Below are 26617 nucleotides of genomic sequence, written 5' to 3'. Positions count from 1 at the left end.
CGGCGCCGGTGGCGTCGGCTTATTTAAAGCCATAACCCAGCGATACAATCAAGGAGTTGGTTTGCGACGTGTTGCCGGCTAGGTTTTCCACGGCCAGCCGCGACAGAGCCAAGTCGACGCGCAGGCCGCTGATGGCGACGCCCGCGCCGAGGTTGTACTGCCCCTGCCATTTGTCGGACCGGGAGAAGCCATTTCTAACTTTCTGGTAGCCGCCGGTGCCGCCGCGCAGAAACACCAGGTCTTTATAGCCCAGCTCCAGGCCCAGGCGGGGGTCGACGCTCACGGCGCTGCTGGCCAGCAGGGTGTTGCGCCGTCCGTCGGTGGTGGCTTCCAGGTCGGCCGCTACCAGGGCCGAGAACTGCTTGGGCAGCTCGAAGCGGCGGCCTACGCCCAGCACGAAGGTGGGCAGGGTAATTTCGGTGCTGCTCTGCGGAATGGGGTCGTTTTCGTTGGCCGACAGGTTCAGGCCCTTCTGGTACTCCTCAGCGTTGATGGACCAGGCGTTGTAGGTAGTGGTCAGGTCGCGGGCCATCAGGCCCAGGTTCCAGCCCTTGTGGTTGTACTGCACACCGGCGTCGAGGCCAAAGCCGTAGGCGTCGGCGAAGTTGCCCACGTTGCGGTAGATAACCTTGCCGTTGGCGCCCACGCTTAGCCCCTCAATGTTGCCAATTTTACGGGCGTACGATAGCAGCAAGGCATAATCGGCTACTGAGAAGTAGGTGATTTTGTCGTACTGCACGTAGCCGTACTCGTTCACCAGGGCCCGGGTGTCGGCGATGTTGTCGATGCCTAGGCGAACCAGGCTGATGCCAATCGCACTTTTTTCATCCAGGGGCATGGAGAAAGCGGCGTAGTCATTTTTTACGATGCCCGAAAACAGCTCCGAGTGCATCAGCACGCCGTCGTACTTGTTCTTCTGATTGGTGAGGCCGGCCGGGTTCCAGTAGCCGGCGGTGGCATTGTCGGCCAGGCTGGCTTGCACCTTGCCCATGCCCAGCGCCCGGGCTCCTACCCCAATGGTCAGGAATTCGTTGCTGTATTTAGGCGTCTTGGTGGTGCTTTGGGCCGCGGCGGGCAAAGCCAGCGCCGCCGTGGCAGCACCGAGCAACAGCCGACGGGCGGCAGAGGAAAGCTTGGACATAAAAAGAACGGTAAAGGAATTTCGCAGCCGAACGAAAGATAGCGGATTATAGTGCGCGAAAGCCGCGAATTTCGGGCCAAGCTGCTAACTGCCGATACGGGCAAAACGTTTGGCCCGATGTGTAGCCCGCCAGGGATTTAAAGTGGCCGGCTAAAAGGCCTGACACGTGCAGGCCGCTATAAGTGTTACGCTCCCCTACCTACCCCCCTTCCGCAATTCACATGCGTGGAGGTTGGTCAACACTTTTAGGCAAGGCAAGGGCCCCAACCGGTACCGAAAAATTGCTGCCGAAAAAATTTATCGAAAATATTTTTCGATAAAAAGTGGCTCAACTTGCTAGAAATAGACTTTTTGAGAAAAGCTCATCTCTAATCAGGGATTTTATTGCAACAGTACCTTGCGTTACAAAGTACCTGCTTTATCTTTGTACCGTTCTTCACCCACTAGCTTGTCATAACCGCCCATGAAACTTGAGAACACCCAGGTTCAGATGCGCAAGGGAATCCTTGAATTCTGCATCCTGGAAATAATCGCCCGCGGCGAAGCATACGCCTCCGACATGCTGGAGGAGCTGACTTCGGCCCGCATGATAGTAGTAGAGGGGACCCTCTACCCGCTCCTTACCCGCCTGAAAAATGCCGCACTGCTGGACTATGTCTGGAAGGAAAGCACCAGCGGCCCGCCCCGGAAATACTACACCCTGACCGATACGGGGCGGCAGTTTCTGGAAGAGCTCCGCGACACCTGGCAGGAAATGGCCACCTCAGTCGGCATTATCCGGGCCGGCCGCCCCAGCTCCCTGCCGGCCGAGCCGCCCACCGAGCACCTTCTGTAGCCGCTTTCTTTTTCCTTCCCACTCACCAAGCATCAAAACACGGCCTTGTTCGGCCTTTAGTCATGAAAAAGAACATCAGCATCAATCTGCAAGGCATCATCTTTCACATTGAGGAAGATGGGTACGACGTGCTCGGCCGCTACCTGGCCGAAGTAAAGGCGCACTTTGCCGGCTACCGGGGCCACGAGGACATCGTAGCCGATATTGAAGGCCGCATTGCCGAAATCTTCGGCGCCCGCCTCTCCCCCACCCAGCAGGTTATCACCCTGGCCGACGTAGAAGCCATGATGGCCAAGATGGGCCGCGTGCGGGACTTCGCCACCGATACCGACGAGGACGACGAAGCCGAGCCCGTAGGCGCCGCCGGCTATGCCTCGGCCGGCTCGGCCTACAGCTACGGCAGTGCCACGGCCACGGCGCCCCCGCCCACGGCTACGGAAGACGGCCCCCGCCGCCTCTACCGCGACATGTCTAACCGCAAAATTGCGGGTGTAGCGGCCGGCATCGCCCAGTATTTCCGCGTCAACTCGCTGTGGATTCGCCTGGGCTTCCTGGGCCTGTTCTTCCTCAAGCCCTTCGTGAAGATTATGTCGCTGGGCATGCTGCACCTCGACATCAGCGGGGGCTCGGCCGCTTTGGCCTTGTTTTCTTACATCATTCTGTGGATTGCCCTGCCCAAGCACTACAACGCCCCGCCCCTCGACGACAACTTCGACTTTAAGTCGCTCAACAACGGCCGCAAGTACTTTCGCGACACCGACAACGGCAAAATCGGGGGCGTAGCCGCCGGCCTGGCGCCTTACCTGAACCTGGATGTGACCCTGATTCGGGTGCTGCTGCTGGCCGGCCTCTTTGCCGGGGGCTTCACCTTCCTGCTGTACCTGATTCTGTGGATTGCCGCCCCCCAGGCCAAAACCGTGGCCGACCGCATGCGGATGCGCGGCGAGGACATGACCCTGGAAGGCTTCGACAGCAGCGTACGCAACAATGCCTTTGATGGCAGCACGCCCGGCGGCAACCGCCCGCTGGGCTCCTTTCTCGAAGACCTGGCCCGCAACCTGCGCCCTCTGGTTGACTTTATCGGCTCGGCCATCCGCGTTTTCGCCGGGTTCATGCTTACCCTCATCGGCTTTGGCATGCTCGTCGCCAGCGCCATCTTCCTCGGCGTGGCCCTGGGCCTGATTCCCAGCTCCGAAAACATCATCATGGGGGATATTCCGGTACATGTGTTCGTGAACGGCGTACCGGGCTGGGCCCTGATAGCGGGCTTCCTGTCCTTTGCCATCCCCGCCGTGTCGCTGTTCCTGGCCGGCCTGAACCTGCTGCTGCGCCGCTCCTTCCTGAGCCGCACCGTAAGCTTGTCGCTGCTGGGCCTGTGGTTGCTGAGCGTAGTGGGCGTGGTAATGGCCACCGTCCGCCAGAGCCGCGACTTTCAATACGATGCCGAAGTGGAGCAGGTAAGCCAGTTTCCGGCCCTGACTACCCCCGTGCTGCGCCTCGACGCCCGCGACATCGACCGCCAGCACGAGCAGCGCGTGAACGTACGCCTGGTGAGCGTGGATAGCGGCCGCACCGTGGAAGTGCTGCGCACCTACTCGGCCAAGGGCCCCAGCGAAGCCGAAGCCCGCCGCACGGCCAGCACCTCCATCAGCCACAACGTGCAGGCCAAGGGCGACTCCACCCTGCTCATCGACGACCATTTCTCCTTCCAGAGCAACGCCAGCTACCGCGACCAGGAAGTAGACCTTACCATCCGCCTGCCCCGCGACCGCACCTTCCGCCTGGGCCGCAACTTTACGTACCTGCTGGGCGACGGCGACTTTGTAGGCAACCGCGAGCCCAACGAGCCCGAGCTGCACCGCTACCGCCTGGTGGGCAACAAGCTGGAGTGCATCGGCTGCACCCCGGACCAACTCCGCAGCCAGGACAACAACGACAGCGACGACGATGAGCAGGACGGCGACCTGAACCTGGACATTGACCTCGACGAAGACGGCGACGATACCACCGTAAAGCTGAACTTTGGCAAGGTGCCCGGCTTCAACACTGACCTGAGCTACTACGGCGACGACCGCCGCACCTTCAGCGAATCGGACTTTGAGCAGGTACACGTGGGTGGCAACTACCGGGTAATGGTGCGCCAGGGCGCTGCCTTTAAAGTGGAAGCGGCCGGCAGCAAATCGGCGCTGGAGGGCATGCGCGTGGTGCGCAAAGGCAATACCCTCAGCATTCGCCCCAAGCGCAGCGGTTTTTTTGGGAGCGACTGGAGCAAGGATGGCGAGAAGGTGCTGCTGAGCATTGAGATGCCCACCCTGAATGAGCTGGAATTAGCCGGAGCTGTGCGCGGCGACGTGAGCGGCTTTCGGGGCGACCGGCTGAAAGTAGAGCAGGCCGGTGCCAGCCACCTGCGCCTCAGCGGCGAGTTCGACAAGCTGGATATGGACCTGGCCGGGGCCTGCCGCAGCGCCATCAAAGGCTCGGCCCGCGAGCTGAAGCTGGACGGTGCCGGGGCCTGCGAGCTGGCGGCGCCCAACTTTAAGGTGCGCACCGCCGACATCGACCTGGCCGGCATGAGCAAAGCCCGCGTGAACGTTAGCGAAACCCTGAAAGCCGATGTAGTGGGCGCCTGCCTGATTGAGTACAGCGGCAACCCCAAGAACGTTGACACCGACGCCGCCGGCGCTTCCCGTGTAAAACGCCTAAAAGACTAAATTATAGTTCCTGGTTTCCGGTTGCTGGTTTCTTGTTGTTGTTCAGAACAAAAACCAGCAACCAGAAACCGGAAACCGGAAACAAAGCAAAGATGCCGGGCAACCCTCGCGGGCCGTGCTGCATCTATGCTTCTGACGATAAGGAACCGGGCTTCATTTGGTGAGTGAATGTTGGCCCAACTTCCGGACGAAGTCCTTTGGCTGCCCCCTGCTGCAACAGGAAAGCCAGGGCTTCGTCCATTTCGTTTTTAATGTGGCCTTCCAGAATGGCCTCCAGCACGGCTTCCTTCAGCTCGCCTACCTGCCGCGAGGGCTTAAGGCCAAAGGTTTCCATGATGACCTCGCCGGTGATAACGGGCTTGAAGTTGCGCAGGTGGTCTTTTTCCTCCACCTCCTTCAACTTTTCCTCCACCAGGCCGAAGTTGCGCAGGTAGCGGGCTTTGCGCTCGTGGTCCTTGCTGGTGATGTCGGCCCGGCACAGCAGCATCAGCCGGTCGATGTCGTCGCCGGCCTCAAACAGCAGGCGGCGCACGGCCGAGTCGGTCACGGTTTCTTTTACCAGCGCAATGGGCCGCAGGTGCAGGCGCACCAGCTTCTGCACCATGCGCATCTCCTCGCCCTGGGGCAGCTTCAGGTCGGCAAAGATGCCGGGCACCCAGCGGGCGCCCTTGTCCTCGTGCCCGTGAAACGTCCAGCCCACTTTGGGGAAGTAGCGCTTGGTGGCCGGCTTGGCAATGTCGTGCAGAATGGCCGCCCAGCGCAGCCAGAGGTCGCCGCCGGCGGCCGCCACGTTGTCGAGCACCTGCAGGGTGTGGTAGAAGTTGTCTTTGTGGGCGTGCTGCCCCACCTTTTCCACGCCCTGCAGCTGGGCCATCCTGGGGAAGATGAGCTGCAGCAGGCCGGTGTGAAACAGCAGCTTGAAGCCGTAGCTGGGCACCGGCGACTCCACAATCTTGTTGAGCTCCACCGTGATGCGCTCCTGCGACACAATCTTAATCCGCTCCCGGTTGCGCACAATGGCGTCGTAGGTGTCGGGCTCGATGTCGAAGCCCAGCTGGCTGGCAAAGCGGATGGCGCGCATCATGCGCAGGGGGTCGTCGGAAAAGGTAATGTCCGGCCCCAGCGGCGTGCGAATGGTTTTGCTGGCCAAGTCCTTCAGGCCCTCGTAGCGGTCGACCAGCTCGCCGAAGCTGTCCGGGTTGAGGCTTAAGCCCAGGGCGTTGATGGTGAAGTCGCGGCGGGCCAGGTCTTCCTCCAGGGTGCCGGCTTCCACCTCAGGCTTGCGGCTCTCGGCCCGGTAGCTTTCCTTGCGGGCACCCACAAACTCAATTTCGCCGGCCTCCTGGGTGGGCAGCATGGCCGTGCCGAAGTTCTTAAACACCGTCACGCGGCCCCGGCCTTTAAGCCGCCGCCCCACGGCCTGGGCCAGCTGAATGCCGTCGCCCACGGTTACCACGTCAATGTCCTTGCTGTCGCGCCCCAGGGCCAGGTCGCGCACGTAGCCGCCAATTACGTAAGCCGGCTGGTTCAGCTCGGCCGCCGCTTCGGCAATGGTCCGGAAAATGGGCAGGTCGGGTAGCTGGGGGATGTTCATGCCGGCAAAGGTCGGCAGCCGCCCCTGTAGTTGAAACCTCGGGGGGGCATCTATTGTAGCGCGGGCTTTCAGGCCGCGCTGCGGCGGCAGCTTACTCCCGCACCACTTCCAGCTGCCCATCCTCGCCCAGGCGCACGATGCGGGAAGGCAGGGCTGGGCTGCTTTCCTCCTGCCGCCAGCCTACCACATAGTCGGCACCCCGGACAATGGCTGGGTCAATCTCGGCGTAGCGGGCCGGCGTAGGAGCCCCGCTTTTGTTGGCCGATGTCGACACCAGCCCGTGGCCCAGGCGGCGCACTACGCGGTGGCAGAACTCATCCTGCGCCAGGCGCAGGCCCACGGTGCCATCGGGTGCCAGCAAGCCCGGTGCCAGGGCCCGGCTGGCCGGCAGTATATAGGTTGTGGGGCCCGACTGGGCCGCCAGGGCCGCCTCCAGCTCGGGCGGCACCTTGCTGGCATAACGGCTAAGCATGGCCAGGTCGGCCACCAGCACGATACTGGGTTTACCGACCGGCCGCTCCTTGAGCTTATAGAGCTGTCCCACGGCGCGGGGAACCTCGGCGTCACAGCCCAGGCCCCAGACGGTGTCGGTGGGGTAAAGAATAACCTGCTGCAGTAGCAAGGCATCTACGGCGGCATCAACTTCTTGCTGGAAACGGTTCATTGTCGCTGATTAACGCTGATTGTTTTGATTCCGCTGATTATATGCTGTTAACGCGGCTTTTATTAATTCCGCTGATTTCAGGCTCTCCCACAGTCCACTGGGAAGTTAGCTGTGCCGACTTCCGCACTCACTGCTGTAGAAGCTAGTAGCCGGAAGAATCAATGGAATCAATACAATCAGCGCTAATCAGCGATTGATTGGCAAAGCTCCACCAGAACTCCGGCGGCGCTTTTGGGATGTACGAAGCATACGAGCTTGTTGTCGGCGCCACGCTTGGGCTCCTCATTCAGCAGCACGAAGCCCTGCTCTTGCAGGCGCTGCATTTCGGCCCGGATGTCGTCTACCTCGAACGCTACGTGGTGAATGCCTTCGGGCTTCTTGGCCAGAAACTTGGTGATGGCGCTATCCGGCGAGGTGCCGGCCAGCAGCTCAATCTTGGAGCCGCCCACCTGAAAAAAGACGGTATCGACGGCCTCACTGGCTACGTGCTCCTTCTTATAGGGAGCAATGCCCAGCAAGGAAGTATAAAGCGCAGTAGCGGCCTCCAGGTCGTTAACGGCCAGGCCGAGGTGTTCGAGGTTGGTGAGCATCGTTTCGTAGTAAGGAGAGGGAGGAAAGGTGGACGCCGATGGTCTGTACGAGCACAGCGGGTGGAGGCGGCGCTCACGCCGGGCCCGTTACCGGCAAGGAGATTTCAGACCATTTAGGGGGTCGCAGCGGCCGATAAGCGCCTTCTGGGCGCCATAGGCCGAATATCGGGGGCAGGCAGAAAATCAGGCAGCAATCCCTATTTAGATTCTGTCTATTTTTGTGGGCCCAAAGAAAACCGATTTGATTGAAACGGTGTTCTACTGGGGAATTATTCTTCGCTAGATTTTTCCGCTGCGCGCAATGCTAAAGCTCCCGATTTACCTCGACAACAACGCCACCACCCCCCTCGACCCGCGGGTGCTGGAGGCCATGATGCCCTATTTTACCGAAGTGTTTGGCAACGCCGCTTCGCGCAACCACCCCTTCGGCTGGGCAGCAGAAGAGGCCGTGGATTACGCCCGCGAGCAGATTGCGGCCCTCATCAACTGCGACCCCAAGGAGATTATCTTCACCAGCGGCGCTACCGAGAGCGACAACCTGGGCATTAAGGGCGTGTACGAGATGTACGCCCAGAAAGGCAACCACATTATCACCGCTACCACCGAGCACAAAGCCGTGCTCGACACCTGTAAGCACATCGAGAAGCTGGGCGGCCGCGTGACCTACCTGCCCGTGAACTCGGAAGGCCTCATCAGCCTGGCTGACCTGGAAGCCGCCATGACGCCCCAGACCATTCTGGTGACCATCATGTACGGCAACAACGAGACGGGCACCATTCAGCCCATCCGCGAGATTGCCGCCATCGCCCATAAGCACGGCGCCCTGTTCATGACCGACGGCACCCAGGCCGTAGGCAAGATTCCAGTGGACGTAATTGCCGACGGCATCGACCTGATGGCCTTCACCGGCCACAAGTTCTACGGCCCCAAGGGCGTAGGTGCGCTGTACGTGCGCCGCAAGAACCCCCGGGTGAAGGTAACCGCCCAGATGGATGGCGGCGGGCACGAGCGCGGCATGCGCTCGGGTACGCTCAACGTGCCGGGCATTGTGGGCCTGGGCAAAGCCTGCGAGCTGGCCCGCCTGGAAATGGCCCAGGACGCCGAGCGCCTGAGCAAGATGCGCGACCGTCTCGAAAGCAGCCTGCTGGAGCTGGAAGAAAGCTACGTGAACGGCTCCCGCGAGCACCGCCTGCCCCACGTCAGCAACATCAGCTTTAAGTACGTGGAAGGCGAAGGCCTGATGATGGGCGTGAAAGACCTGGCCGTGTCGTCGGGCTCGGCCTGTACTTCGGCTTCGCTGGAGCCCAGCTACGTGCTCAAGGCCCTGGGCCTGAGCGACGACCTGGCGCACTCCTCCCTGCGCTTCGGCCTGAGCCGCTTCACCACCGACGAGCAGATTGACTACGCCATCGGCCACGTAAAGGAAGCCGTTACCAAGCTGCGCGAAATGTCGCCGCTGTGGGAAATGTTTAAGGAAGGCATCGACCTCAACTCCATTGAGTGGGCCGAACATTAATCAGTGAATAGTTATCAGTGAGCAGTGTACAGCTTGTTCTACTGCCTCACTTGATAACCTCTCACTGCTAACTGATAATTGTTAATTGTTAACTGAAAAAAGCCATGGCTTACTCCGATAAAGTAATCGACCATTACAGCAACCCCCGCAACGTGGGCACGCTGGATAAAAGCAAGAAGAACGTAGGCACCGGCCTCGTGGGCGCTCCTGAGTGTGGCGACGTAATGCGCCTGCAGATTGAGGTGGACGACGAGACGCAAACCATCGTGGATGCCAAGTTCAAGACCTTCGGCTGCGGCTCGGCCATCGCCTCGTCGTCGCTGGCCACGGAGTGGCTGAAAGGCAAAACCGTCGACGAGGCCCTGGCTATCGACAACATGGAGATTGTGGAAGAGCTGGCCCTGCCTCCGGTAAAGATTCACTGCTCGGTGCTGGCCGAGGACGCCATTAAGTCGGCCATCTCCGACTACCGCGTAAAGAATGGTTTGCCTGCGCTGGAAATCGCGCACCACTAATTTTTTAATTATGAGTTATGAGTTAGGAATTATGAGTTGTTGTTCCATCAACTCATAATTCCTAACTCATAACTCATAATTCCCTTTATGAGCAACGACACGCACGTTGAGAGTGCCCGCCTGCAGCGCGAGATTGAGCAGCACCTGGGCATGGAGCCCGGGCAATTGCTGTTCGAGTACCGGCAGCTGGACGGGCAGACCCGGCTGGACTTGATTACCGTCAATCCCCGGCACCAGCAGAGCTTTCTGTTTCGCTACGAGCTGGGCTACGACCGGGTAGACTGCCTGCGCAAGATGCTGAGCTACGTGCGCAGCTTCCGCGACACGGAAAGCTCTTACACCCTGCAGTGGCGGGCCCGCGGCGACAAAGAGCTGCAAACCTCCTACTTCCGGGCCCACAACGTGTACGAGGCCCTGGACAAGCTTTACTACGGCCGCGACCTCAACACCATTACTGTGTTCAGCGTGGTGCTGAACCCCAGTTCCTGATTAGCTGTTAGCTAATAGCTATTGGCTGTTAGCTCTCGACTGTTAACAAGCTAATAGCTATTAGCTATCAGCTAAAAGCTTCATAACAATGATTACCGTATCTGATAAAGCCAAAGAAAAGGTGCAGCGGCTGATGGCCGATGCCAACCTGGACGACACCTACCGCCTGCGGGCCTCGGTAGCTGGTGGCGGCTGCTCGGGGCTGAGCTACAAGCTCGACTTCGACAACGAAGTGCGCCCCATGGACCAGGAGTTCGAGGACAAGGGCGTGCGCGTAGTGGTGGATATGAAAAGCTTCCTCTACCTGGCCGGCACCGAGCTGGACTTCTCCGACGGTCTAAATGGCAAGGGCTTTCAGTTCAACAACCCCAACGCCTCCCGTGAGTGCGGCTGTGGCGAAAGCTTCTCCGTCTGAACTACGAATTGACACGAATTTTTCGGATTACACGGATTTTGTAGTCGATTCCCTATTCCGCTTCAATAAGAAAGGCCACCCTTGCGGGTGGCCTTTTTTGATAGGCACTGAGAGCATATTTAAAGTTGCTGTACAATCTTGCTTGACTGGCTCTCCCGCAAACGCTTCGCCTTTTTCTTGAGGGTGAGAAGAATGGCTTGGCTACGAGGCCTGTCGATGGATATTCACCACTACGGGAGCTGACAAGGAAAGCAAAATGGCCACCCCTGCGGGTGGCCATTTTACTTTAGGGCTGTAGGAAATCGTCTACAAAATCCGTGGAATCCGAAAAATCCGTGGCAATCCGTGGTCCAGACTACTCTTTCACGAACTTCCGCACTACGCGGCCCTGGCTGGTTTGCAGCTCCAGCAGGTAGCTGCCGGCCGTCAGCTTATCGAGGGGCAGCATATTGAGGCCAGTTTCGGCGGTGCCGTGTAGCAGGGTTTGACCGAGCTGGTTCAGGATGCGGTAGGGAGAAGCGCCAGCGGCCAGGAAGCTGATGCTTTGCTGAGCCGGGTTGGGGAACACAGTCAGGTCTTTCGACTCGCTGCCACCCACTACCACTACTGGCGAAAGCGAAGACTTGCCATCGGTGTCTACCTGACGCAGGCGGTAGTAGAGCTGCTGCTGGGGAGCCTGGCCGTCGAGCAAACCGTAAGCATACGTACGGGCGCTGTTGCCATGGCCCTCTACCCGGCCGATGGCCGTGAAGAATTTGCCGTCGAGGCTGCGCTCTACCATAAAGTAGGCGTTGTTTTTCTCGCTGGCGGTGGTCCAGCGCAGAGCTACACCCGCCGGCTGGCGGCTAGCCGTGAAGCTGGTCAGCTCCACCGGCAGGGGGTTCAGGCCGGGGAAGCCGTTGATGCTGCTGGCGCTGGTGCTGGCCAGGGAGAACTCCGAGCCGGGCGCGAAGGCCGTGAACGCGGCCGAGGTAAGGGTGCCCGCTACGGGGAAGCCACCGTTGGTGCTACCTGTGCTGGCCGAGCGGCCAATGTTGACCCAGGGGCTGCTGGCATCGTCGCGCTTAGCAACCACGAAGGAAGCGTCGGCGGGGTAGTTCACGAAGTCATTCACCTCGAACGCTATGGTGAGGGTGGCGCTGAAGCCCGTGGGTGCCACGCTGGGCGTGAGGCTGAAGTAGCGGCGCGACGATACGCGGGTCAGCCCTCCCGTCAGGGGGGTGGTGCTGGGTGCACCTTCAAACTCCTCGGCTGAATAAGTGGGGGTGTTGGTCTGAGCCGTGATGCCCAGCGTCAGCGGACGGAAGTTGCCTGCCTTGCCGATGGGGAAAAGCAGGGTGCGCGCCCCCGTAGCCGTAGCACGCAGCAGCGGCCCATTGATGTAGCTGCTGGCCGAGCCGCCGGTGATGTTGGCGGCAGCCGCGATGGTCAGCCTGCCGGTAGTGGCATTGGTGTTGATGTTGCCCTTTTGCAGGTCGAGGGTACCGGTAATGAGCACGTCGGTGTTCAGGGTGAGGCCGGTGGGGTTCGCCATTTGCAGGGTCAGGCTAGCCGCCAAACCGCTGTTGCCGGATGCCGTGCTGCTGCCAAGGGCCGTACCGCTGATGCTTTGAGGCGCCTGCCCGTCAAAAATCAGCTGCTGGTTGGTACCGGTGAAGCGCAGGTTGCCATTGTTGACGATGTTGCCCCGCACGTGGGTTGTGGTAATGCTATTCTGAAACTGCGTACCCGAGGCAATAATCAGGTTACCATTGATGGTAAACGGGGAAGTAGTGCCTGAACCCGCGTAACCAGATGCGTCGCGTGCCACAAAGCTGAGGTTTCCAAAGATTCGCCCTTGCAGTGCTATTGAGGTTAGCTGCCCGGCACTGGCTGGAGTAACGTCGAAGGCAAAGTTGCCGTTTTCAGTACCGCCTACCCCGGACAGGTTGTCGGTCAAATCCGACGACGAGCGTACCGTAGCATGCTGGTACAGGCCGCCGTTGTAGATGTAGGCGTTCAGCACACTGCCCGTAACTACAATACCTGCCGCTGAAGTAGCGCCGCTACGGTTGGTTACAATGCCTTGCGCGTAAATAGACAGCGAAGGCTGACCGGAAGCGGCCGTAATGGTGAGGGCGTCCGGCAAGGTGTTGCTGGCCGGCACTTCCAGCTCAATAGTAGGCTGGGCAGTTCCGCCGGGGTTGATGGTCAGGGAGCGCAGAACTACCGGGGCTACGCCGGCTCCGCTCATGCTTACCACGTAGGCGCCAGTCACGGTGCTGTGGTCGAGCAGCACGTCGTCGGTGGAGCCGGGCACGGTACCCGCCGACCAGTTAGCGGCCGTGAAGAAGCTGTTGTCGCCACCCGCGCCGGTCCAGCGCACGAAGGTGCTGGCCAGACCATTGCCACTCAGATTGAAAGTATAAGCTGGCTGGGTGGGGTCGTTGCTGTTGAGCGTAACGCTGCCCGTGCGGGCCCCGATGGCCGAGGGCTCAAAGCGCAGCGAGAAGGTAGCCGAGCTGAAGGCCGGCACAATGGTGGGCAGCACGCCAACCACGGTGAAGTCGCTACCCATAGTGCTGATGCTGCTGATGGTAAGGGTCTGGCCACCGGTGTTGCTTACCGTGAAGGACTGGGTGTTGCGCACGCCCACCCGGGTGTCGGGGAAGGCAAAAGAACCACCCGCGGCAATACCAGTACCACCCTGGGCCACCCCAATGGTCGGCGGGGCAATGTTGAGCGTACCGGTTACGGCAACGTTCTGGGTGGGCGAGACGCCGCTGCTGTGCACGATGTTGCCAGTCAGCGGACCCACGGTGCCGCTGCCGCTCAGGCGCACATAAATGGTAGTAGTGGGCACGCTTCCCCCGCTGGGCGTCAGCGTCAGGGTGTTTCCATCGGCTGTAATGCCCGTAAAGGCCGCCGTGGTAGAAACCTGGAAGCCGGCCGGGGCCTGAATGGTTAGCGGAATGATACCCAGCGAGCTGCCGCTCACGGTGTAGCTTACCGGCGGGGCCGAGGGCACAAGCTGCTGGGTGGCACCCACGGCCAGGGGGCCGTTGGTCGACACCGTAATGGTGCCAGGCGTCGCCGCCGACACGGTGCCTTCCACGTTCAGGGCATTGGCCGCAGTCACATTTTTCAGCGTAAAGTTGCCCGTGCTGGTGGCATTATAGCCGTAGAGGCGGAAGTAAATCGAGCCCAGCACGGCCTGCAGCGTGCCGCCGGCGGGCGTAAAGGAAAAGCTGTAGTCTACCCCATCGGCGGGCAGCGAAGCCGTACCCAACGAAACCGGGTTGCTGAAGTTGGTGCCGTCGGTGCTGTAGCGCAGCTCCAGGGTCTGGGGGCCGGCAGGAGTTCGCGTACCGCTCAGGGTGATGGTGTTAATGGTCGCAAAGAAGCCGTTGGCCATGGTCAGGTCAAAGGCCAGGAAGTCATCCAGGTTGGGAGTGCCGCTGGTGCTCCAGGCGCCGCTGTTGAAGCCGCCGGTGCTGGACTGTACCGAGAGGCCGCTGCCCCGGGTAATGGCAGAAGCCGTAACGTTGGCTGCCGTAGCAGCAGGGCTAACGGAGGCAGCAGAACCGGTTAAGGAGGCCGTAGAGTAAGTAGCCAGCGCGGCAGGATTAACGGTAAACGTAGCGGTGGCCGTACCACCGCCGGGGGCAGGGTTGGTTACCGTCACCGCTTTGGGGCCAGCCGTAGCAATTGCTGCCGCCGGAATGGCCACCGTGAAGCTGGTGCTGGTGAAGCCCGTAGTATTAGGAGTATAGCTCGTCCCGCCGAAGGTGAAGGTGGTGGTGGCTGCGGTCTGGAAGTTGGTGCCCGTTACGGTAAGGGTAAAGCCCGCCCCGCCGGCGAAAGCATTATTGGGCGAGAGGGAGGTAATGGTCGGAACCGGGTTGGGGGTAGGGTCGACGGTAAAGCTTGTGGCGCTGGTAGCGGTGTTGCCGCTTACGGTCACAGCAATGGGGCCGGTAGTGGCGCCGGTGGGCACCGTCGCCGTAAGCTGGCTGCTGCTTACAAACGAGACAGTAGTGGCCGTGGTGCCATTAAAGGTGACCGTCGCAGCATTGGTGAAGTTGGTGCCGTTGATGGTTACCACCGTGCCTGTCGGGCCGTTGGCCGGCGTGAAGCTGCTGATGGTGGGGGGCGCCGTTACGGTACCCGCAACCGCTTTATTTACGGAAGCAGCTCCCGTGCTGCTGTGCACGATGTTACCGTTGTAAGGGTTTCCGGCTACCGTTGCGGAAGCAGCCAGCCGCACGTAGATTTTAGTAGATGCCACGCTGCCGCCGCTTTGCGGCAGCACCAGGGGCGAGCCCGCCGGGTAAGCGCTGAAGGCGCCCGGGGTATTGGGAGTAGCCGACTCCAGCGCCAGCTCGTAGCCCGTAGGCGACACAATGCTGATGCCAGCCGTGAGGCTGCTGCCCGACACTGTATAGTTCTGATGGGCCGAAGCCGTGCCTTGCACGGTCGAAAACGTAGTCAAAGCAGCAGCTGAAACCGAAATGGCAGGTCCAACGGCTGAACCAGTCAAAACGATGTCGTCCAAGCGAACTGCCGTAGCTGTACCGGTTTTAACAAAGCGAATGGAAAGAGTTGCAGACTGCGCCGCTGCCGGCAGTGTGGCAGTAGCCTTAGTAGTGGCCCATCCAACTACTGCGGTACTAGCTGGCAAGTTGCTTACAGTCACTCCCGTTCCCGTATAAGTGGTGCCATCGGTGGAATATTCTACCAACACACCGTACGCCGCATTCGCTATTTCTCTTCGTATGCCAAAGGACAACTGAAGACCTGAGTAAGCGCTGGCATCAATGCTACCGATAGAAAAACCTATATTATCGGTGGCTTGTGTAAAAAAGGCATTGCCATTACCGGAAGCTCCGGTATAGCCTGTAGAAGCATTTGAAGAGCGAATATCTGCTGCAGCGACTAGACCTCCGCTGCCATAGGTATAACCCAGGCTTTTAGTCGAGAAGGTCGCTGGCGCGCTCTGACCGGCGTAAGTTGAAATAGCAGTAGTTGCCGATGGAGTCCCAAAGGTCTCCGTAAAAATGGTGGTTTGCCCCACCCCGAGTAGTGGGAATAGCAGCAGCAGAAGCAGCCCGACAGGGGACCAGGCTCTCTTCATTGTTTCCGTAGGAAAATACTTCATAACCCGTTTGTTGCTTAAAGTTTAGTCAGAGTAAGGGGTTGCAACTACAAAGGTACCACCCGCGGCAGGGTATAGCTTCTACTAGTCGGTTACGAATTTATTACCCGCCTCCCCTGCCTGGCCCAGGTACTCGCCATGCGCCGTTGTAGGCCCTGCTATCAGGCGATTTTCCTCGGCGAGCGGTTTGGAGGCGGGCACAAAAAAAGCCCCTGCCGAAGCAGGGGCTTTTTTGTCTTTGTCAGCCATTAGCTAGCAGCCAACGGCCATCAGCCAGGGAAACCTATTCCTTGGTGATGCGGCGGGTGAGCTTGCCGTCTACCGTGAGCAGGTAGGTACCGGCAGGCAGGGTGCGCAGGCTCAGCTGGCCCGAGGCGGGCAGCGTGGTGCTCAGCACGGCGCGGCCCAGCAGGTCGCGTACTTCTACCGACAGACCGGCAGCATTCCCATTCACGCCTACCGTTACCAGGTCGGCCGTGGGGTTGGGGTAGAGGCTCAGCTGAGCCTGGCTGGCTTCGCGGGTACCCGTGCCCATGAAGTTGGTAATGGTGATGTCGTCGATGTTGATGCGCGGGTTGGAGCCAGCCGTGGTGTTGGTGCTGCTGATGCGCAGGCGCACGTTGCCGGGGCGGTTGGCCGTGAACGAGTAAGTCGTCAGCGTGGTGGTAAGGGCCGCCGGGGCGCCCGACAGGGTAGTCCAGGTGTTGCCGCCGTCCGAGGAGATTTCCAGCGTGAAGGAAGCCGCGGCATCGGTACCGTACAGGGCGGCCTGCAGTGTGATAACGCCCGCGCCGTTGGGCTTGTCGAAGTTCATGGTGATGGAGCCACCGCCGCGAATGCGCGCGCTCTGCACCCCGTTCGTCTTGTCGTTAAACAAGTTGCCCAGCAGGGCATCGGTGAAGGTCCAGGCCCCGCTGCTCAGCATGACCGTGCCGGTAGCGTAGCCGCCCTTGGTGCCCGTCTCGAAGTCTTCGAAAGCAGAGACGGTAGAGGGAGCCACCACGATGAAGGACAGCGCCATGGAAGTGCCGCCGCCGTTGGTTGCGGTGATGGGGTAGGTACCCGGAGCCGGCACGCCGCTGGCGGGAATCACCACCGAGTAGCCGGTGCCGCTCGAGCCCAGTACCATGCCGGTGTAGTTGTTGCCGTTGAAGTTGATAACCGTACCGGCTACCAGGTTGGTGCCGTTTACGGTGAGGGTGAAGCCCATACCGGCCACAGCCCGGGCGGGCGAGAAGCTGGTGATGGTGGGCGCCGGTACGGCCGGCGTTACGGTGAACGTACCCGTGCTGGTGGCCGTGCCGCCGGGGGTAGTCACGGCGATGGTGCCGCTGGCAGCGCTAGCCGGAACGGTGAAAGTAATAGTGGTGGCGTTTACTACCGTGAAGCCGGTGATGGCTACACCGTTCAGCGTTACCGCCGTGGCACCGGTTAAGTTGGTGCCCGTAATGGTTACCGTAGCACCGCTGGCACCCGAGGTGGGGGTGAACGAGGTAATGGTGGGCGCCGGGGTGGGCACCGTTACGGTGAAGCTGGTGCTGCTGGTAGCCGTACCACCCGGGGTGGTAACGGCAATGGCGCCGCTGGTCGCGCCCATGGGCACGGTGAAGGTGATGGTCGTGCCGTTTACCACGGTAAAGCCGGTGATGGCCACGCCGTTCAGCGTTACCGAAGTGGCGCCGGTGAAGTTGGTACCGGTGATGGTCACGGTAGCACCTACGTTACCAGAAGCCGGCGTGAAGCTGGCGATGGTGGGAGCCGGCGTGGGCGTGGTTACCGTGAAGCTGGTTGTGCTGGTGGCCGTACCACCCGGGGTGGTAACGGCAATGGCGCCGCTGGTCGCGCCCGTGGGCACGGTGAAGGTGATGGTCGTGCCGTTCACTACGGTGAAGCCCGAAATAGCTGCCCCGTTCAGGGTCACGGCCGTGGCGCCGGTGAAGTTGGTACCGGTGATGGTCACCGTAGCACCTACGTTGCCCGAAGCGGGGGTAAACGAAGTGATGGTCGGGGCCGGTACCGGCGTCGTTACCGTGAAGTTGGTGCCGCTGTTCACGGTACCGCCGGGGGTGGTAACCGAGATGGCGCCAGTGGTGGCACCCGTGGGCACGGTGAAGGTGATGGTCGTGCCGTTTACCACCGTAAACATAGCGGCCACACCGCCCAGCGTTACCGAAGTAGCGCCGGTGAGGTTGGTACCGGTGATGGTAACCGTAGCACCTACGTTACCGGAAGCCGGCGTGAACGAGGTGATGGTGGGAGCCGGTGTGGCTACCGTTACGGTGAAGTTAGTGCTGCTGGTAGCCGTGCCGCCGGGGGTGGTCACGGCAATGGCACCACTGGTCGCGCCCATGGGCACGGTGAAGGTGATGGTCGTGCCGTTTACCACGGTAAAGCCGGTGATGGCCACGCCGTTCAGCGTTACCGAAGTGGCGCCGGTGAAGTTGGTGCCCGTGATGGTAACGGTAGCACCTACGTTGCCCGTGGCCGGCGTGAAGCTGGTGATGTTAGGCGCAGGCGTTACCATGCCCGCTACCGGGGCGAAGGCTACGCCGCGGAACACGGCGTTGGTGCCGGCGGTGGCAATGGCCATGGGCAGCATAGCGGCGCTGGGGGCCGCGTTGTAGCCGGCGTTGTCCGTGAGCAGAAACAGGCCGCCGTTGCCGCTGGCTGCCAGCGTAACAGTGCCACCGCTTACCATGCCATCGAGGCCGCGCACGGCCAGGGTGCTGGCAATGGAGCCATTCAGCGTCCAGGTGCCGCCCACCAGGCTCCACTTCTGGATGCCGCCGGGGGAAGAGGTACGGTCGTCGGCCACATACACCACGTCTACACCGGGCTCGCTGGTGCTCAGGTCGGCAAAGAAAAACTCATAGGGCTGGGGGCCCGAAGCCGTGGGGAAGCCCGGCAGCTGGGTAACAGTCTGCCCGGTGGTGGTGGGCAGGCCCGTTCCTACCTGGCTGATGCCCTGGTAAGTACCCGAGGCGGCCGATACGTACAGGTTGCCATCAGCAATTTCAACCACCCGAATGTTGGTGGGGGCGGAGTTGATAGCGGTGCTGGCACCCGTACCGCCAAACGGCACGTAGCGCACCCCGCTGTTGGAGCCTACCGCGTAGAAGTTGGCGCCGTCCACGGTAGCGGCCGAGCGGATGTTGCCGGCGCTGAAGGCATCGTTAACAACGGTGCTGGTGTTGATGGTGCCATCGGCGGCAATGCGGCCGATAACCCGGTTGACGGTAGCCGAGGTGGTACCGGCCACCGTTGCCGTGCCCGGGGCCGCATCATAGCCCGTCAGTACCAGGTAACGACCATCTTCGGAGCGCGAGAGCGTAGCATCGGTGCTCGACGAGCCGGTGTTGGTCAGAATGCGGTTGCTGCCGGACACGGCCGTGGGCAGGGCGATGGTTTGCACCAGCGTGCCCGTGGGCGTGTATTCGAGCAGGAATGTGGCCGTGGCCGCGCTGGACAGGGCAGCCGAGCCGTCGCCGATGCGCACCACCACGAGGTTGCCCGGGGTAAAGGGTGCGGCGGTGGTGGCCAGCGGCCACAGCAGAGCCAGAAATGCCAGGCAAGCCAGTAACCTGGTTGTAAACATGTGTTTCATAAAAGAGAATGAAGGTGAAAAAAAGAATAAGCTGCGAATCGAGGCCCCATCAAAAGGGGGCATAAATGTACAACGCCTTTCCGGCTGATGCCGCGCCCATCGCATTACGAAATGGTGAGCAGCGCAGCTACGTTGAAGCGCGGGCCAGGGTGACAGCAGCGCCGCGACCCCAGGCCAGGGGCCTCCCCTCCCCCAGTCCGGAACCTAAGGGCCCCAAAAAGCTTTTGGCAGCTGAGGCAACGTTTTGTTTAAGCTGTTGTCTTTTTGTTTAGGATGCGGGCGCATCTTTACAAATCTCTCTGAAATATTCCCGAACCTTACTCTATTTTGAAAAGACGTGACTTTGTGGGTCTCACCGGTTTGGCCGCCGGAGCCCTGCTGCTGCCGGGCTTTCTGAGCTTTGGCGCACAACCCGTGGATGCCGCCCGGCTACTGGAGCCCGGCCTGGAGCCCGCCGCAAAAAAACGCCTGGCCGACGCCGCCTTGAACGCAGCCAAAGCCGCCGGCGCCTCTTACGCCGACGTTCGCATCGGCCGCTACCTCAACCAAAGCATCTTCACCCGTGAAAAGCAGGTGCAGAACATTGCCAGCGGCGAAAGCTATGGCGCCGGCGTGCGCGTACTGGCTAATGGCACCTGGGGCTTTGCCGCAACCAACAACGTGACCGAAGCCAGCCTGGCCAAAGCCGCCCAGCAGGCCGTCGCCATTGCCAAGGCCAACTCCCGGGTGCAGAAGGAAAAAGTAGTGCTGGCCCCGCAGCAGGGCTACGGCGAGGTGAGCTGGAAAACCCCTATTCAGCAGAATGCCTTCGAGGTGCCGGTAAAGGACAAGGTGGATTTGCTGCTGGCGGCCAATGCCCGCGCCCTGGACAACGGCGCCTCGTTTGTGAACTCCACCCTGTTTCAAATCAACGAGCAGAAGTACTTCGCCAGCACCGACGGCTCCTATATCGACCAGGACATTCACCGCATCTGGCCCACGTTTGGCGTCACGGCCATCGACCGGGCCAGCGGCAAGTTCCGCACCCGCGACGCGCTGAGCGCCCCCATGGGCCTGGGCTATGAATACCTCAGCCCCAAGGCGGCCGACAAGATTGCGGGCCCGGCCGGCACCGGCCTCATTGGCTACCGCAACAGCTACGACATGCTGGAAGATGCCGCCCTGGCGGCCAAGCAAGTAAAGGAAAAGCTCACGGCCAAGTCAGTGGTGCCCGGCAAGTACGACCTGGTGCTTGACCCCAATCACCTGGGCCTGACCATACACGAGAGCGTGGGCCACCCTCTGGAACTGGACCGCGTGCTGGGCTACGAGGCCAACTACGCCGGCACCAGCTTCGCCACCCTGGAGTGGAAGGCCAAAAACCTGCCCTACGGCTCCAAGCTGGTCAACATCGTGGCGGATAAGCTGCAGCCCGGCTCGCTGGGCGCGGTGGGCTACGACGACGAAGGCGTGAAAACCAAGCGCTGGGACCTGATAAAGGAGGGCACGCTGGTCGACTACCAGAAAACCCGCGACCAGGCCCATATCCTTAACCAGAAGGAATCGGATGGCTGCAGCTACGCCGACTCCTGGAGCAACGTGCAGTTTCAGCGCATGCCCAACGTGAGCCTGCAGCCGGGCACGGCCAAGCTCAGCGTAGATGAGATGATAAAGGGCGTGGACAAGGGCATTTACATCGCCGGCCGGGGCTCCTACTCCATCGACCAGCAGCGCTACAACTTCCAGTTTGGCGGGCAGGTGTTTTACGCCATCGAGAAAGGCCAGATTACCGACATGGTCGAAGATGTGGCTTACCAGGCCAACACCCAGGAGTTCTGGAACTCCTGTGCCGCCATCTGCGACGCGTCCGACTACCGCCTGTTCGGCTCCTTCTTTGATGGCAAGGGCCAGCCCTCGCAGGTATCAGCCGTGAGCCACGGCTCGGCCACCACGCGCTTCAATGGCGTGAACGTGATAAATACGGCCCGCAAAATTGGTTAATGTGCTGATTGCTTGATGTGCTGATGTGCTTTGTCTGTTTTTCACAGTAGCACCTTAAACGACGCATCAACAAATCAACACATGAGCACATCATAAAATCAGTACATCAATTCATGTCCATCCTCTCCCAAACTGAAGCCCAGGACATCCTGAAAAAGGTGCTGGGCTTCAGCACGGCCGACGAGTGCGAAGCCACCCTGACGGGCAGCACCAGCGGCAACGTGCGCTCGGCACGCAACACCATCAGCACGGCCGGCACCGCCGACAACGTGGCGCTGGCCGTGGAGGCCCGCTTCGGCAAGCGTACCGGCCTGGCTACCTGCAATGAGTTCGACGAGGCTACGCTGCGCCGCTGCGTGCAGCGGGCCGAGGAAATAGCCCGGCTTGCCCCCGAAAGCCCCGAATACGTGCCCCTGCTGGGGCCGCAGCAGTACGTGGCCTCGCCGGCGGCCTTTTCGGCGCGCACGGCGGCCATTACGCCCGACTACCGCGCCCAGCAGATTGGGGCCAGCATGGCGTTGTGCGAGGCCCGCAAGCTGTCGTCGGCCGCCTTTTTCAGCGACTCGGCGGGCTTTACGGCCAAGCGCAACTCCAAGGGGCTGGAAGCTTACCAGCAAACCAGCAACCTGGACTTTTCCATTTCGGTGCGCACGCCCGACGGAACCGGCTCGGGCTACGCCATTGCCAATTACACCGATCTGGCCAAGTTTGACGCGGCTCGCCTGACCAAAGTGGCCGCCGACAAAGCCTCGTCGTCGGTAGGCGCCAAGGCCCTGGAGCCGGGCAAGTACACGGTTATTCTGGAGCCCGCGGCGGCCGTGGACCTGCTCAGCAACATGATGCAGGCCATGGATGCCCGCAACGCCGACGAGGGCCGCTCCTTCCTGAGCAAGAAAGGCGGCGGCAATAAGAAGGGCGACAAGGTATTCGATGAGCGGGTGACTATCTACTCCGACCCCACCAATGCCGAAGTACCCAGCCTGAGCTTTGCCGGCGACGGCCGGCCCCAGCAAAAGAATACCTGGATTGAGAAAGGCGTGGTGAAAAACCTGTACTCCTCGCGCTTCTGGGCCCAGAAAGCCGGCATCGCCGACCTGCCCCCGCCCAGCGGCTGGATAATGGAAGGTGGCACCCAGAGCACGGCCGACCTCATCAAAGGCACCGCCAAGGGCATTCTCGTAACCCGCCTGTACTACATTCGGGCCGTCGACCCCCAAACGCTGCTCTACACGGGCCTGACGCGGGACGGAACGTTCTACATTGAGAACGGCCAAATCAAGTTTCCCATCAAGAACTTCCGCTTCAACGAGAGCCCGGTCATCATGCTCAACAACCTCGAGGCCATTGGCAAGCCCGTGCGCCTGGCGGGCAACCTGGTGCCCCCGCTTAAAATCCGCGACTTCACCTTCACCAGCCTCTCCGACGCAGTTTAATCAATGCGAGAATGGGTGAATCAGTGAATGGGCCAATGGTTTTCTATTCCTCATTCAGCCATTCACCCATTCACCTACTATCAAGCTCATTCACTCATTCACCCATTCCGACATTCACTCATTGTTTATGAACAGACGCGACTTTGTGGGACTCACCAGCCTGGCGGCGGGAGCCCTGTTTTTGCCCAGCCTGCCCAGCTTCGGCGGGGAGCTGGTAGACCCGGCCCGCCTGCTGGAGCCCGGCGTAGACGTGGCCGTGAAGAAGCGGCTGGCCGACGCGGCACTGAACGCGGCCAAAGCCGCTGGCGCTACCTATGCCGATGTGCGCATCGGGCGCTACCTCAACCAGGGCATCTTCACCCGCGAAAAGCAGGTGCAGAACATTGCCAGCACCGAGAGCTACGGCGCCGGGGTGCGCGTAATTGCCAACGGCACCTGGGGCTTTGCGGCCACCAACTCCGTAACCGAAGCCGGCATGGCCAAGGCCGCGCAGCTGGCCGTGCAGATTGCCAAGGCCAACTCCAAGGTGCAGAAGGAGCAGGTGAAGCTGGCCCCGCAGAAAGGGCACGGCGAGGTAAGCTGGAAGGCCCCTATTCAGCAGAATGCCTTTGAGGTGCCCATCAAGGACAAGGTGGACCTGCTGCTGGCGGTGAATGCCAAAGCCATGGATACCGGCGCCTCTTTCGTCAATTCGGTGCTGTTTCAGGTGAATGAGCAGAAATACTTCGCCAGCACCGACGGCTCCTATATCGACCAGGACATTCACCGCATCTGGCCCACGTTTGGCGTCACGGCCATCGACCGGGCCAGCGGCAAGTTCCGCACCCGGCAGGCCCTGAGCTCGCCCATGGGCCTGGGCTACGAGTACCTCACGCCCAAAGCCGCCGACAAAGTGGCCGGCCCCACGGGCTCGGATGTGGTGGGCTACAAGTACAGCTACGACATGCTGGAAGACGTGGCCGCAGCCACCAAGCAGGTAAAGCAGAAGCTCACGGCCAAGTCGGTGGTGCCCGGCAAGTACGACCTGGTGCTCGACCCTCACCACCTGGGCCTGACCATACACGAGAGCGTGGGCCACCCCACCGAGCTCGACCGCGTGCTGGGCTACGAGGCCAACTTCGCCGGCACCAGCTTCGCCACCCTGGAGTGGAAGGCCAAAAACCTGCCCTACGGCTCGAAAATCGTGAACCTGGTGGCCGATAAAACTCAGCTGGGGTCGTTGGGCGCGGTGGGCTACGACGACGAAGGCGTGAAAACCAAGCGCTGGGACCTGATTAAGGACGGCATACTGGTCGACTACCAGAAAACCCGCGACCAGGCCCACGTGGTCGGTCAGAACGAGTCGGACGGCTGCAGCTACTCGCAGTCGTGGCAGGACGTGCAGTTCCAGCGCATGCCCAACGTGAGCCTGCAGCCGGGCAAGGGCAAGCTGAGCGTGGACGAGCTGGTGAAAGACGTGGAAAAGGGCATTTACATTGCCGGCAACGGCTCCTTCTCCATCGACCAGCAGCGCTACAACTTCCAGTTTGGCGGGCAGGTGTTTTATGCCATCGAGAAAGGCAAAATCACGGAGATGCTGGAAGACGTGGCCTACCAGGCCAACACCCAAGAGTTCTGGAACTCCTGCTCGGCCATCTGCGACGAGTCGGACTACCGCTTCATGGGCGCTTTCAACGACGGCAAGGGCCAGCCCTCGCAGAGCTCGGCCGTGAGCCACGGCTCGGCTACCACGCGCTTCAATGGCGTGAACGTGATAAATACGGCCCGCAAAATTGGTTAATGTGCTGATTGCTTGATGTGCTGATGTGCTTTGTCTGTTTTTCACAGTAGCACCTAAAAAGGCACATCAACAAATCAACACATGAGCACATCATAAAATCAGCACATCAACACCATGTCCATCCTAACCAAAGACGAAGCCCAGACCATTCTGAAGAAGGTGCTGAGCTTTAGCACGGCCGACGAGTGCGAGGCCACGCTGAACGGCCGCACGGGCGGCAACGTGCGCTCGGCGCGCAACACCATCAGTACGGCCGGCGCGGTCGACAACGTGTCGCTGGCCGTGGAGGCCCGCTTCGGCAAGCGCAGCGGCCTCGCCACCTGCAACGAGTTTGACGACGCCACGCTGCGTCGCTGCGTGCAGCGGGCTGAGGAAATTGCCCGCCTCGCTCCCGAAAGCCCCGAGTACATGCCCATGCTGGGCGCCCAGCAGTACCAGGACGGCAGCAAGGCATTCGCAGCGGCCACCGCCGCTATTAACCCCGACTACCGTGCCCGGCAGATTGGCGCCAGCATGGCGTTGTGCGACCAGAAGAAGCTGAGCTCGGCCGGCTTTCTGGAAGACAACGCCGGCTTTTTGGCCAAGCGCAACTCCAAGGGCCTGGAAGCCTACCAGCAGTTTACCAACGTGGAGTTCAGCGTGACGGTGCGCACGCCCGACGGGCAGGGCTCGGGCTACGCCGCGGCCGACTACACCGACGCCAGCAAGTTCGATGCGGCGCGCCTGACGAAAATCGCGGCCGACAAAGCCTCGTCGTCGGTGGGTGCCAAGGCCCTGGAGCCGGGCAAGTACACCGTCATCCTGGAGCCCAACGCCCTGGTGTCGAACGTGGATGCCTCCCTGCTGTCGGTGCTGATGCAGAGCCTCGACGCCCGCTCGGCCGACGAGGGCCGCTCCTTCCTGAGCAAGAAAGGCGGCGGCAATAAGAAGGGCGAGAAGATGTTCGACGAGCGTGTCACTATCTACTCCGACCCCACCAATGCCGAGGTGCCTGGCCTGGCTTTCGCCAACGACGGCCGCCCGCGCAACAAAACGGTCTGGATTGAGAAAGGCGTGGTAAAAAATCTGTATTCCTCGCGCTTCTGGGCCCAGAAAGCCGGCATCGCCGACCTGCCCCCGCCCGATGGCTGGATAATGGAAGGTGGCACCCAGAGCACGGCCGACCTCATCAAAGGCACAGCCAAAGGCATATTGGTTACCCGCCTGTGGTACATCCGCCCCGTCGACCCCCAGACGCTGCTCTACACGGGCCTGACGCGGGACGGAACGTTCTACATTGAGAACGGCCAAATCAAGTTCCCCGTCAAGAACTTCCGCTTCAACGAGAGCCCCATCATCATGCTCAACAACCTCGAGGCCATTGGCAAGCCCGTGCGCCTGGGCGGCAACCTGGTGCCCCCGCTCAAGATTAGGGACTTCACCTTCACCAGCCTGTCAGACGCGGTGTAGGCAATGGGTGAATGGGTGAATGAGGTGAATGGGTGAATGAGTGTTCTGGCTTGCTTTGCTTATGCCTCATTCATTCCTTTCACTCATTTCCTGTTTACTTCATTCACCCATTCACCCATTCACTCCATTCACCCATTGTAATGGCCTTCACCTTCGTGCGCCTCAAGTACCAGTCCGGCGACTGGGACGCCGTGGACGAGCGGATGCCGGCCAACCTGCTGCACTCCCTGGTGCAGTACACCACGGTGCCGGTGAATCCCAAGGAGAAAGTGGTGGCCCTGGACAGCCCCGAGCTGTTCAGCTACCCGTTCTGCTATTTGTCGGGGCATAGGCTGGTGCAGTTTTCGGCGGCTGAGAAAAAGAACTTTATCCAGTACGTCCGCAACGGCGGCTTCGTGTTTGTCGACGACTGCAACCACGACATCGACGGCCTGTTTGCCCGCTCGTTTGAGGAGCAGATGCGGCAGTGCTTCGGGGCCGGCGCCCTGAAGAAGCTGCCCAAAACCCACCCCATCTACTCGCAGTTCTTCACCTTCAAGGACGGCCCGCCCAACACCGGCTTCGAGCTGAACGGCTGGGGCGACGACCTGGTGCACGACTACCTGAAAGGCATAGAAATAAAAGGTCGCCTGGGCGTGCTGTACTCCAACAAGGACTATGGCTGTGAGTGGGATTACGACTTCCGCAACAAGCGCTTCCTGGCCGAGGACAACACCAAGTTTGGGGTAAACATTCTGCTGTATGCCCTTACTGCTTAACACCTTTGC

The 26617-nt window shown here is 60.8% G+C and carries 17 protein-coding genes; 11 read left to right on the top strand and 6 right to left on the bottom strand.

Annotation, left to right across the window (positions count from 1 at the left end; translation table 11 throughout):
* Positions 1-19: 19 nt before the first annotated feature.
* Entirely contained in the window at positions 20-1141 is a 1122-nt protein-coding gene (locus tag ABD919_RS07435) for a putative type IX sorting system protein PorV2 (RefSeq protein WP_345235288.1), read from the bottom strand.
* Positions 1142-1604: 463 nt separating this feature from the next.
* On the opposite strand from ABD919_RS07435, the gene ABD919_RS07430 reads away from it, so the two are divergent.
* On the top strand, positions 1605-1976 hold the full coding sequence (locus tag ABD919_RS07430; protein ID WP_345235286.1) for a PadR family transcriptional regulator: 372 nt from the start codon (positions 1605-1607) through the stop codon (positions 1974-1976).
* A 62-nt stretch (positions 1977-2038) separates the two neighbouring features.
* Complete coding sequence (locus tag ABD919_RS07425; RefSeq protein WP_345235284.1) at positions 2039-4687, top strand: PspC domain-containing protein; 2649 nt, start codon at positions 2039-2041, stop codon at positions 4685-4687.
* A 124-nt stretch (positions 4688-4811) separates the two neighbouring features.
* On the opposite strand, the gene ABD919_RS07420 is transcribed toward ABD919_RS07425, so the two are convergent.
* The 3 genes from ABD919_RS07420 to mce all read right to left on the bottom strand — a co-directional run bounded on the left by ABD919_RS07420 (position 4812) and on the right by mce (position 7535).
* Positions 4812-6281 carry a CCA tRNA nucleotidyltransferase gene (locus tag ABD919_RS07420; protein WP_345235282.1) on the bottom strand — a complete coding sequence of 490 codons (1470 nt, stop codon included), beginning with the start codon at positions 6279-6281 and terminating at the stop codon, positions 4812-4814.
* Between the two features lie 91 nt (positions 6282-6372).
* The gene (locus ABD919_RS07415; RefSeq protein WP_345235280.1) at positions 6373-6945 is read right to left on the bottom strand and encodes an L-threonylcarbamoyladenylate synthase; all 573 of its coding nucleotides are present in this window, start codon (positions 6943-6945) and stop codon (positions 6373-6375) included.
* Positions 6946-7127: 182 nt separating this feature from the next.
* Positions 7128-7535 carry a methylmalonyl-CoA epimerase gene (mce, locus tag ABD919_RS07410; protein ID WP_345235278.1) on the bottom strand — a complete coding sequence of 136 codons (408 nt, stop codon included), beginning with the start codon at positions 7533-7535 and terminating at the stop codon, positions 7128-7130.
* Positions 7536-7836: 301 nt separating this feature from the next.
* Here mce and ABD919_RS07405 point away from each other — a divergent pair, with 301 nt between their 5' ends.
* The 4 genes from ABD919_RS07405 to ABD919_RS07390 all read left to right on the top strand — a co-directional run bounded on the left by ABD919_RS07405 (position 7837) and on the right by ABD919_RS07390 (position 10470).
* Complete coding sequence (locus tag ABD919_RS07405) at positions 7837-9051, top strand: IscS subfamily cysteine desulfurase (RefSeq protein WP_345235276.1); 1215 nt, start codon at positions 7837-7839, stop codon at positions 9049-9051.
* Positions 9052-9155: 104 nt separating this feature from the next.
* Complete coding sequence (iscU, locus tag ABD919_RS07400; protein ID WP_345235274.1) at positions 9156-9566, top strand: Fe-S cluster assembly scaffold IscU; 411 nt, start codon at positions 9156-9158, stop codon at positions 9564-9566.
* Between the two features lie 87 nt (positions 9567-9653).
* Positions 9654-10055, top strand: coding sequence for a hypothetical protein (locus ABD919_RS07395; protein ID WP_345235272.1), 402 nt, complete (start codon positions 9654-9656; stop codon positions 10053-10055).
* Positions 10056-10143: 88 nt separating this feature from the next.
* The gene (locus ABD919_RS07390; protein ID WP_345235270.1) at positions 10144-10470 is read left to right on the top strand and encodes a HesB/IscA family protein; all 327 of its coding nucleotides are present in this window, start codon (positions 10144-10146) and stop codon (positions 10468-10470) included.
* A 355-nt stretch (positions 10471-10825) separates the two neighbouring features.
* On the opposite strand, the gene ABD919_RS07385 is transcribed toward ABD919_RS07390, so the two are convergent.
* Both ABD919_RS07385 and ABD919_RS07380 read right to left on the bottom strand, forming a co-directional pair.
* Positions 10826-14941: an IPT/TIG domain-containing protein gene (locus tag ABD919_RS07385; protein WP_345235268.1), complete on the bottom strand. Its 4116-nt coding sequence runs from the start codon at positions 14939-14941 to the stop codon at positions 10826-10828.
* A 946-nt stretch (positions 14942-15887) separates the two neighbouring features.
* Positions 15888-19208, bottom strand: coding sequence for a beta strand repeat-containing protein (locus ABD919_RS07380; RefSeq protein ID WP_345235266.1), 3321 nt, complete (start codon positions 19206-19208; stop codon positions 15888-15890).
* Positions 19209-19535: 327 nt separating this feature from the next.
* On the opposite strand from ABD919_RS07380, the gene ABD919_RS07375 reads away from it, so the two are divergent.
* The 5 genes from ABD919_RS07375 (at position 19536) to ABD919_RS07355 (ending at position 26608) form a co-directional block, all read left to right on the top strand.
* A complete protein-coding gene (locus ABD919_RS07375) occupies positions 19536-21188 on the top strand; it encodes a TldD/PmbA family protein (RefSeq protein ID WP_345235264.1) in 1653 nt (550 codons plus the stop codon).
* Between the two features lie 113 nt (positions 21189-21301).
* A complete protein-coding gene (locus tag ABD919_RS07370; RefSeq protein ID WP_345235262.1) occupies positions 21302-22621 on the top strand; it encodes a TldD/PmbA family protein in 1320 nt (439 codons plus the stop codon).
* Between the two features lie 127 nt (positions 22622-22748).
* Entirely contained in the window at positions 22749-24401 is a 1653-nt protein-coding gene (locus ABD919_RS07365) for a TldD/PmbA family protein (protein WP_345235260.1), read from the top strand.
* Positions 24402-24515: 114 nt separating this feature from the next.
* The gene (locus ABD919_RS07360) at positions 24516-25850 is read left to right on the top strand and encodes a TldD/PmbA family protein (protein WP_345235258.1); all 1335 of its coding nucleotides are present in this window, start codon (positions 24516-24518) and stop codon (positions 25848-25850) included.
* A gap of 140 nt (positions 25851-25990) precedes the next feature.
* The gene (locus ABD919_RS07355) at positions 25991-26608 is read left to right on the top strand and encodes a DUF4159 domain-containing protein (protein ID WP_345235256.1); all 618 of its coding nucleotides are present in this window, start codon (positions 25991-25993) and stop codon (positions 26606-26608) included.
* The last annotated feature ends 9 nt before the right edge of the window (positions 26609-26617 follow it).

The organism is Hymenobacter saemangeumensis, assembly GCF_039541835.1.
Taxonomy (GTDB): Bacteria; Bacteroidota; Bacteroidia; order Cytophagales; family Hymenobacteraceae; genus Hymenobacter; species Hymenobacter saemangeumensis.
Note: the sequence above shows the minus strand (reverse complement) of the source record. Positions and strands in the feature narration are given on the sequence as shown.

What these genes read in the sequence shown, in the direction of transcription:
- ABD919_RS07435 (WP_345235288.1), bottom strand. Translation starts at nt 1,141, where the DNA reads ATGTCCAAGCTTTCCTCTGCCGCCCGTCGGCTGTTGCTCGGTGCTGCC.
- ABD919_RS07430 (WP_345235286.1), top strand. Translation starts at nt 1,605, where the DNA reads ATGAAACTTGAGAACACCCAGGTTCAGATGCGCAAGGGAATCCTTGAA.
- ABD919_RS07425 (WP_345235284.1), top strand. Translation starts at nt 2,039, where the DNA reads ATGAAAAAGAACATCAGCATCAATCTGCAAGGCATCATCTTTCACATT.
- ABD919_RS07420 (WP_345235282.1), bottom strand. Translation starts at nt 6,281, where the DNA reads ATGAACATCCCCCAGCTACCCGACCTGCCCATTTTCCGGACCATTGCC.
- ABD919_RS07415 (WP_345235280.1), bottom strand. Translation starts at nt 6,945, where the DNA reads ATGAACCGTTTCCAGCAAGAAGTTGATGCCGCCGTAGATGCCTTGCTA.
- mce (WP_345235278.1), bottom strand. Translation starts at nt 7,535, where the DNA reads ATGCTCACCAACCTCGAACACCTCGGCCTGGCCGTTAACGACCTGGAG.
- ABD919_RS07405 (WP_345235276.1), top strand. Translation starts at nt 7,837, where the DNA reads ATGCTAAAGCTCCCGATTTACCTCGACAACAACGCCACCACCCCCCTC.
- iscU (WP_345235274.1), top strand. Translation starts at nt 9,156, where the DNA reads ATGGCTTACTCCGATAAAGTAATCGACCATTACAGCAACCCCCGCAAC.
- ABD919_RS07395 (WP_345235272.1), top strand. Translation starts at nt 9,654, where the DNA reads ATGAGCAACGACACGCACGTTGAGAGTGCCCGCCTGCAGCGCGAGATT.
- ABD919_RS07390 (WP_345235270.1), top strand. Translation starts at nt 10,144, where the DNA reads ATGATTACCGTATCTGATAAAGCCAAAGAAAAGGTGCAGCGGCTGATG.
- ABD919_RS07380 (WP_345235266.1), bottom strand. Translation starts at nt 19,208, where the DNA reads ATGAAACACATGTTTACAACCAGGTTACTGGCTTGCCTGGCATTTCTG.
- ABD919_RS07370 (WP_345235262.1), top strand. Translation starts at nt 21,302, where the DNA reads ATGTCCATCCTCTCCCAAACTGAAGCCCAGGACATCCTGAAAAAGGTG.
- ABD919_RS07365 (WP_345235260.1), top strand. Translation starts at nt 22,749, where the DNA reads ATGAACAGACGCGACTTTGTGGGACTCACCAGCCTGGCGGCGGGAGCC.
- ABD919_RS07360 (WP_345235258.1), top strand. Translation starts at nt 24,516, where the DNA reads ATGTCCATCCTAACCAAAGACGAAGCCCAGACCATTCTGAAGAAGGTG.
- ABD919_RS07355 (WP_345235256.1), top strand. Translation starts at nt 25,991, where the DNA reads ATGGCCTTCACCTTCGTGCGCCTCAAGTACCAGTCCGGCGACTGGGAC.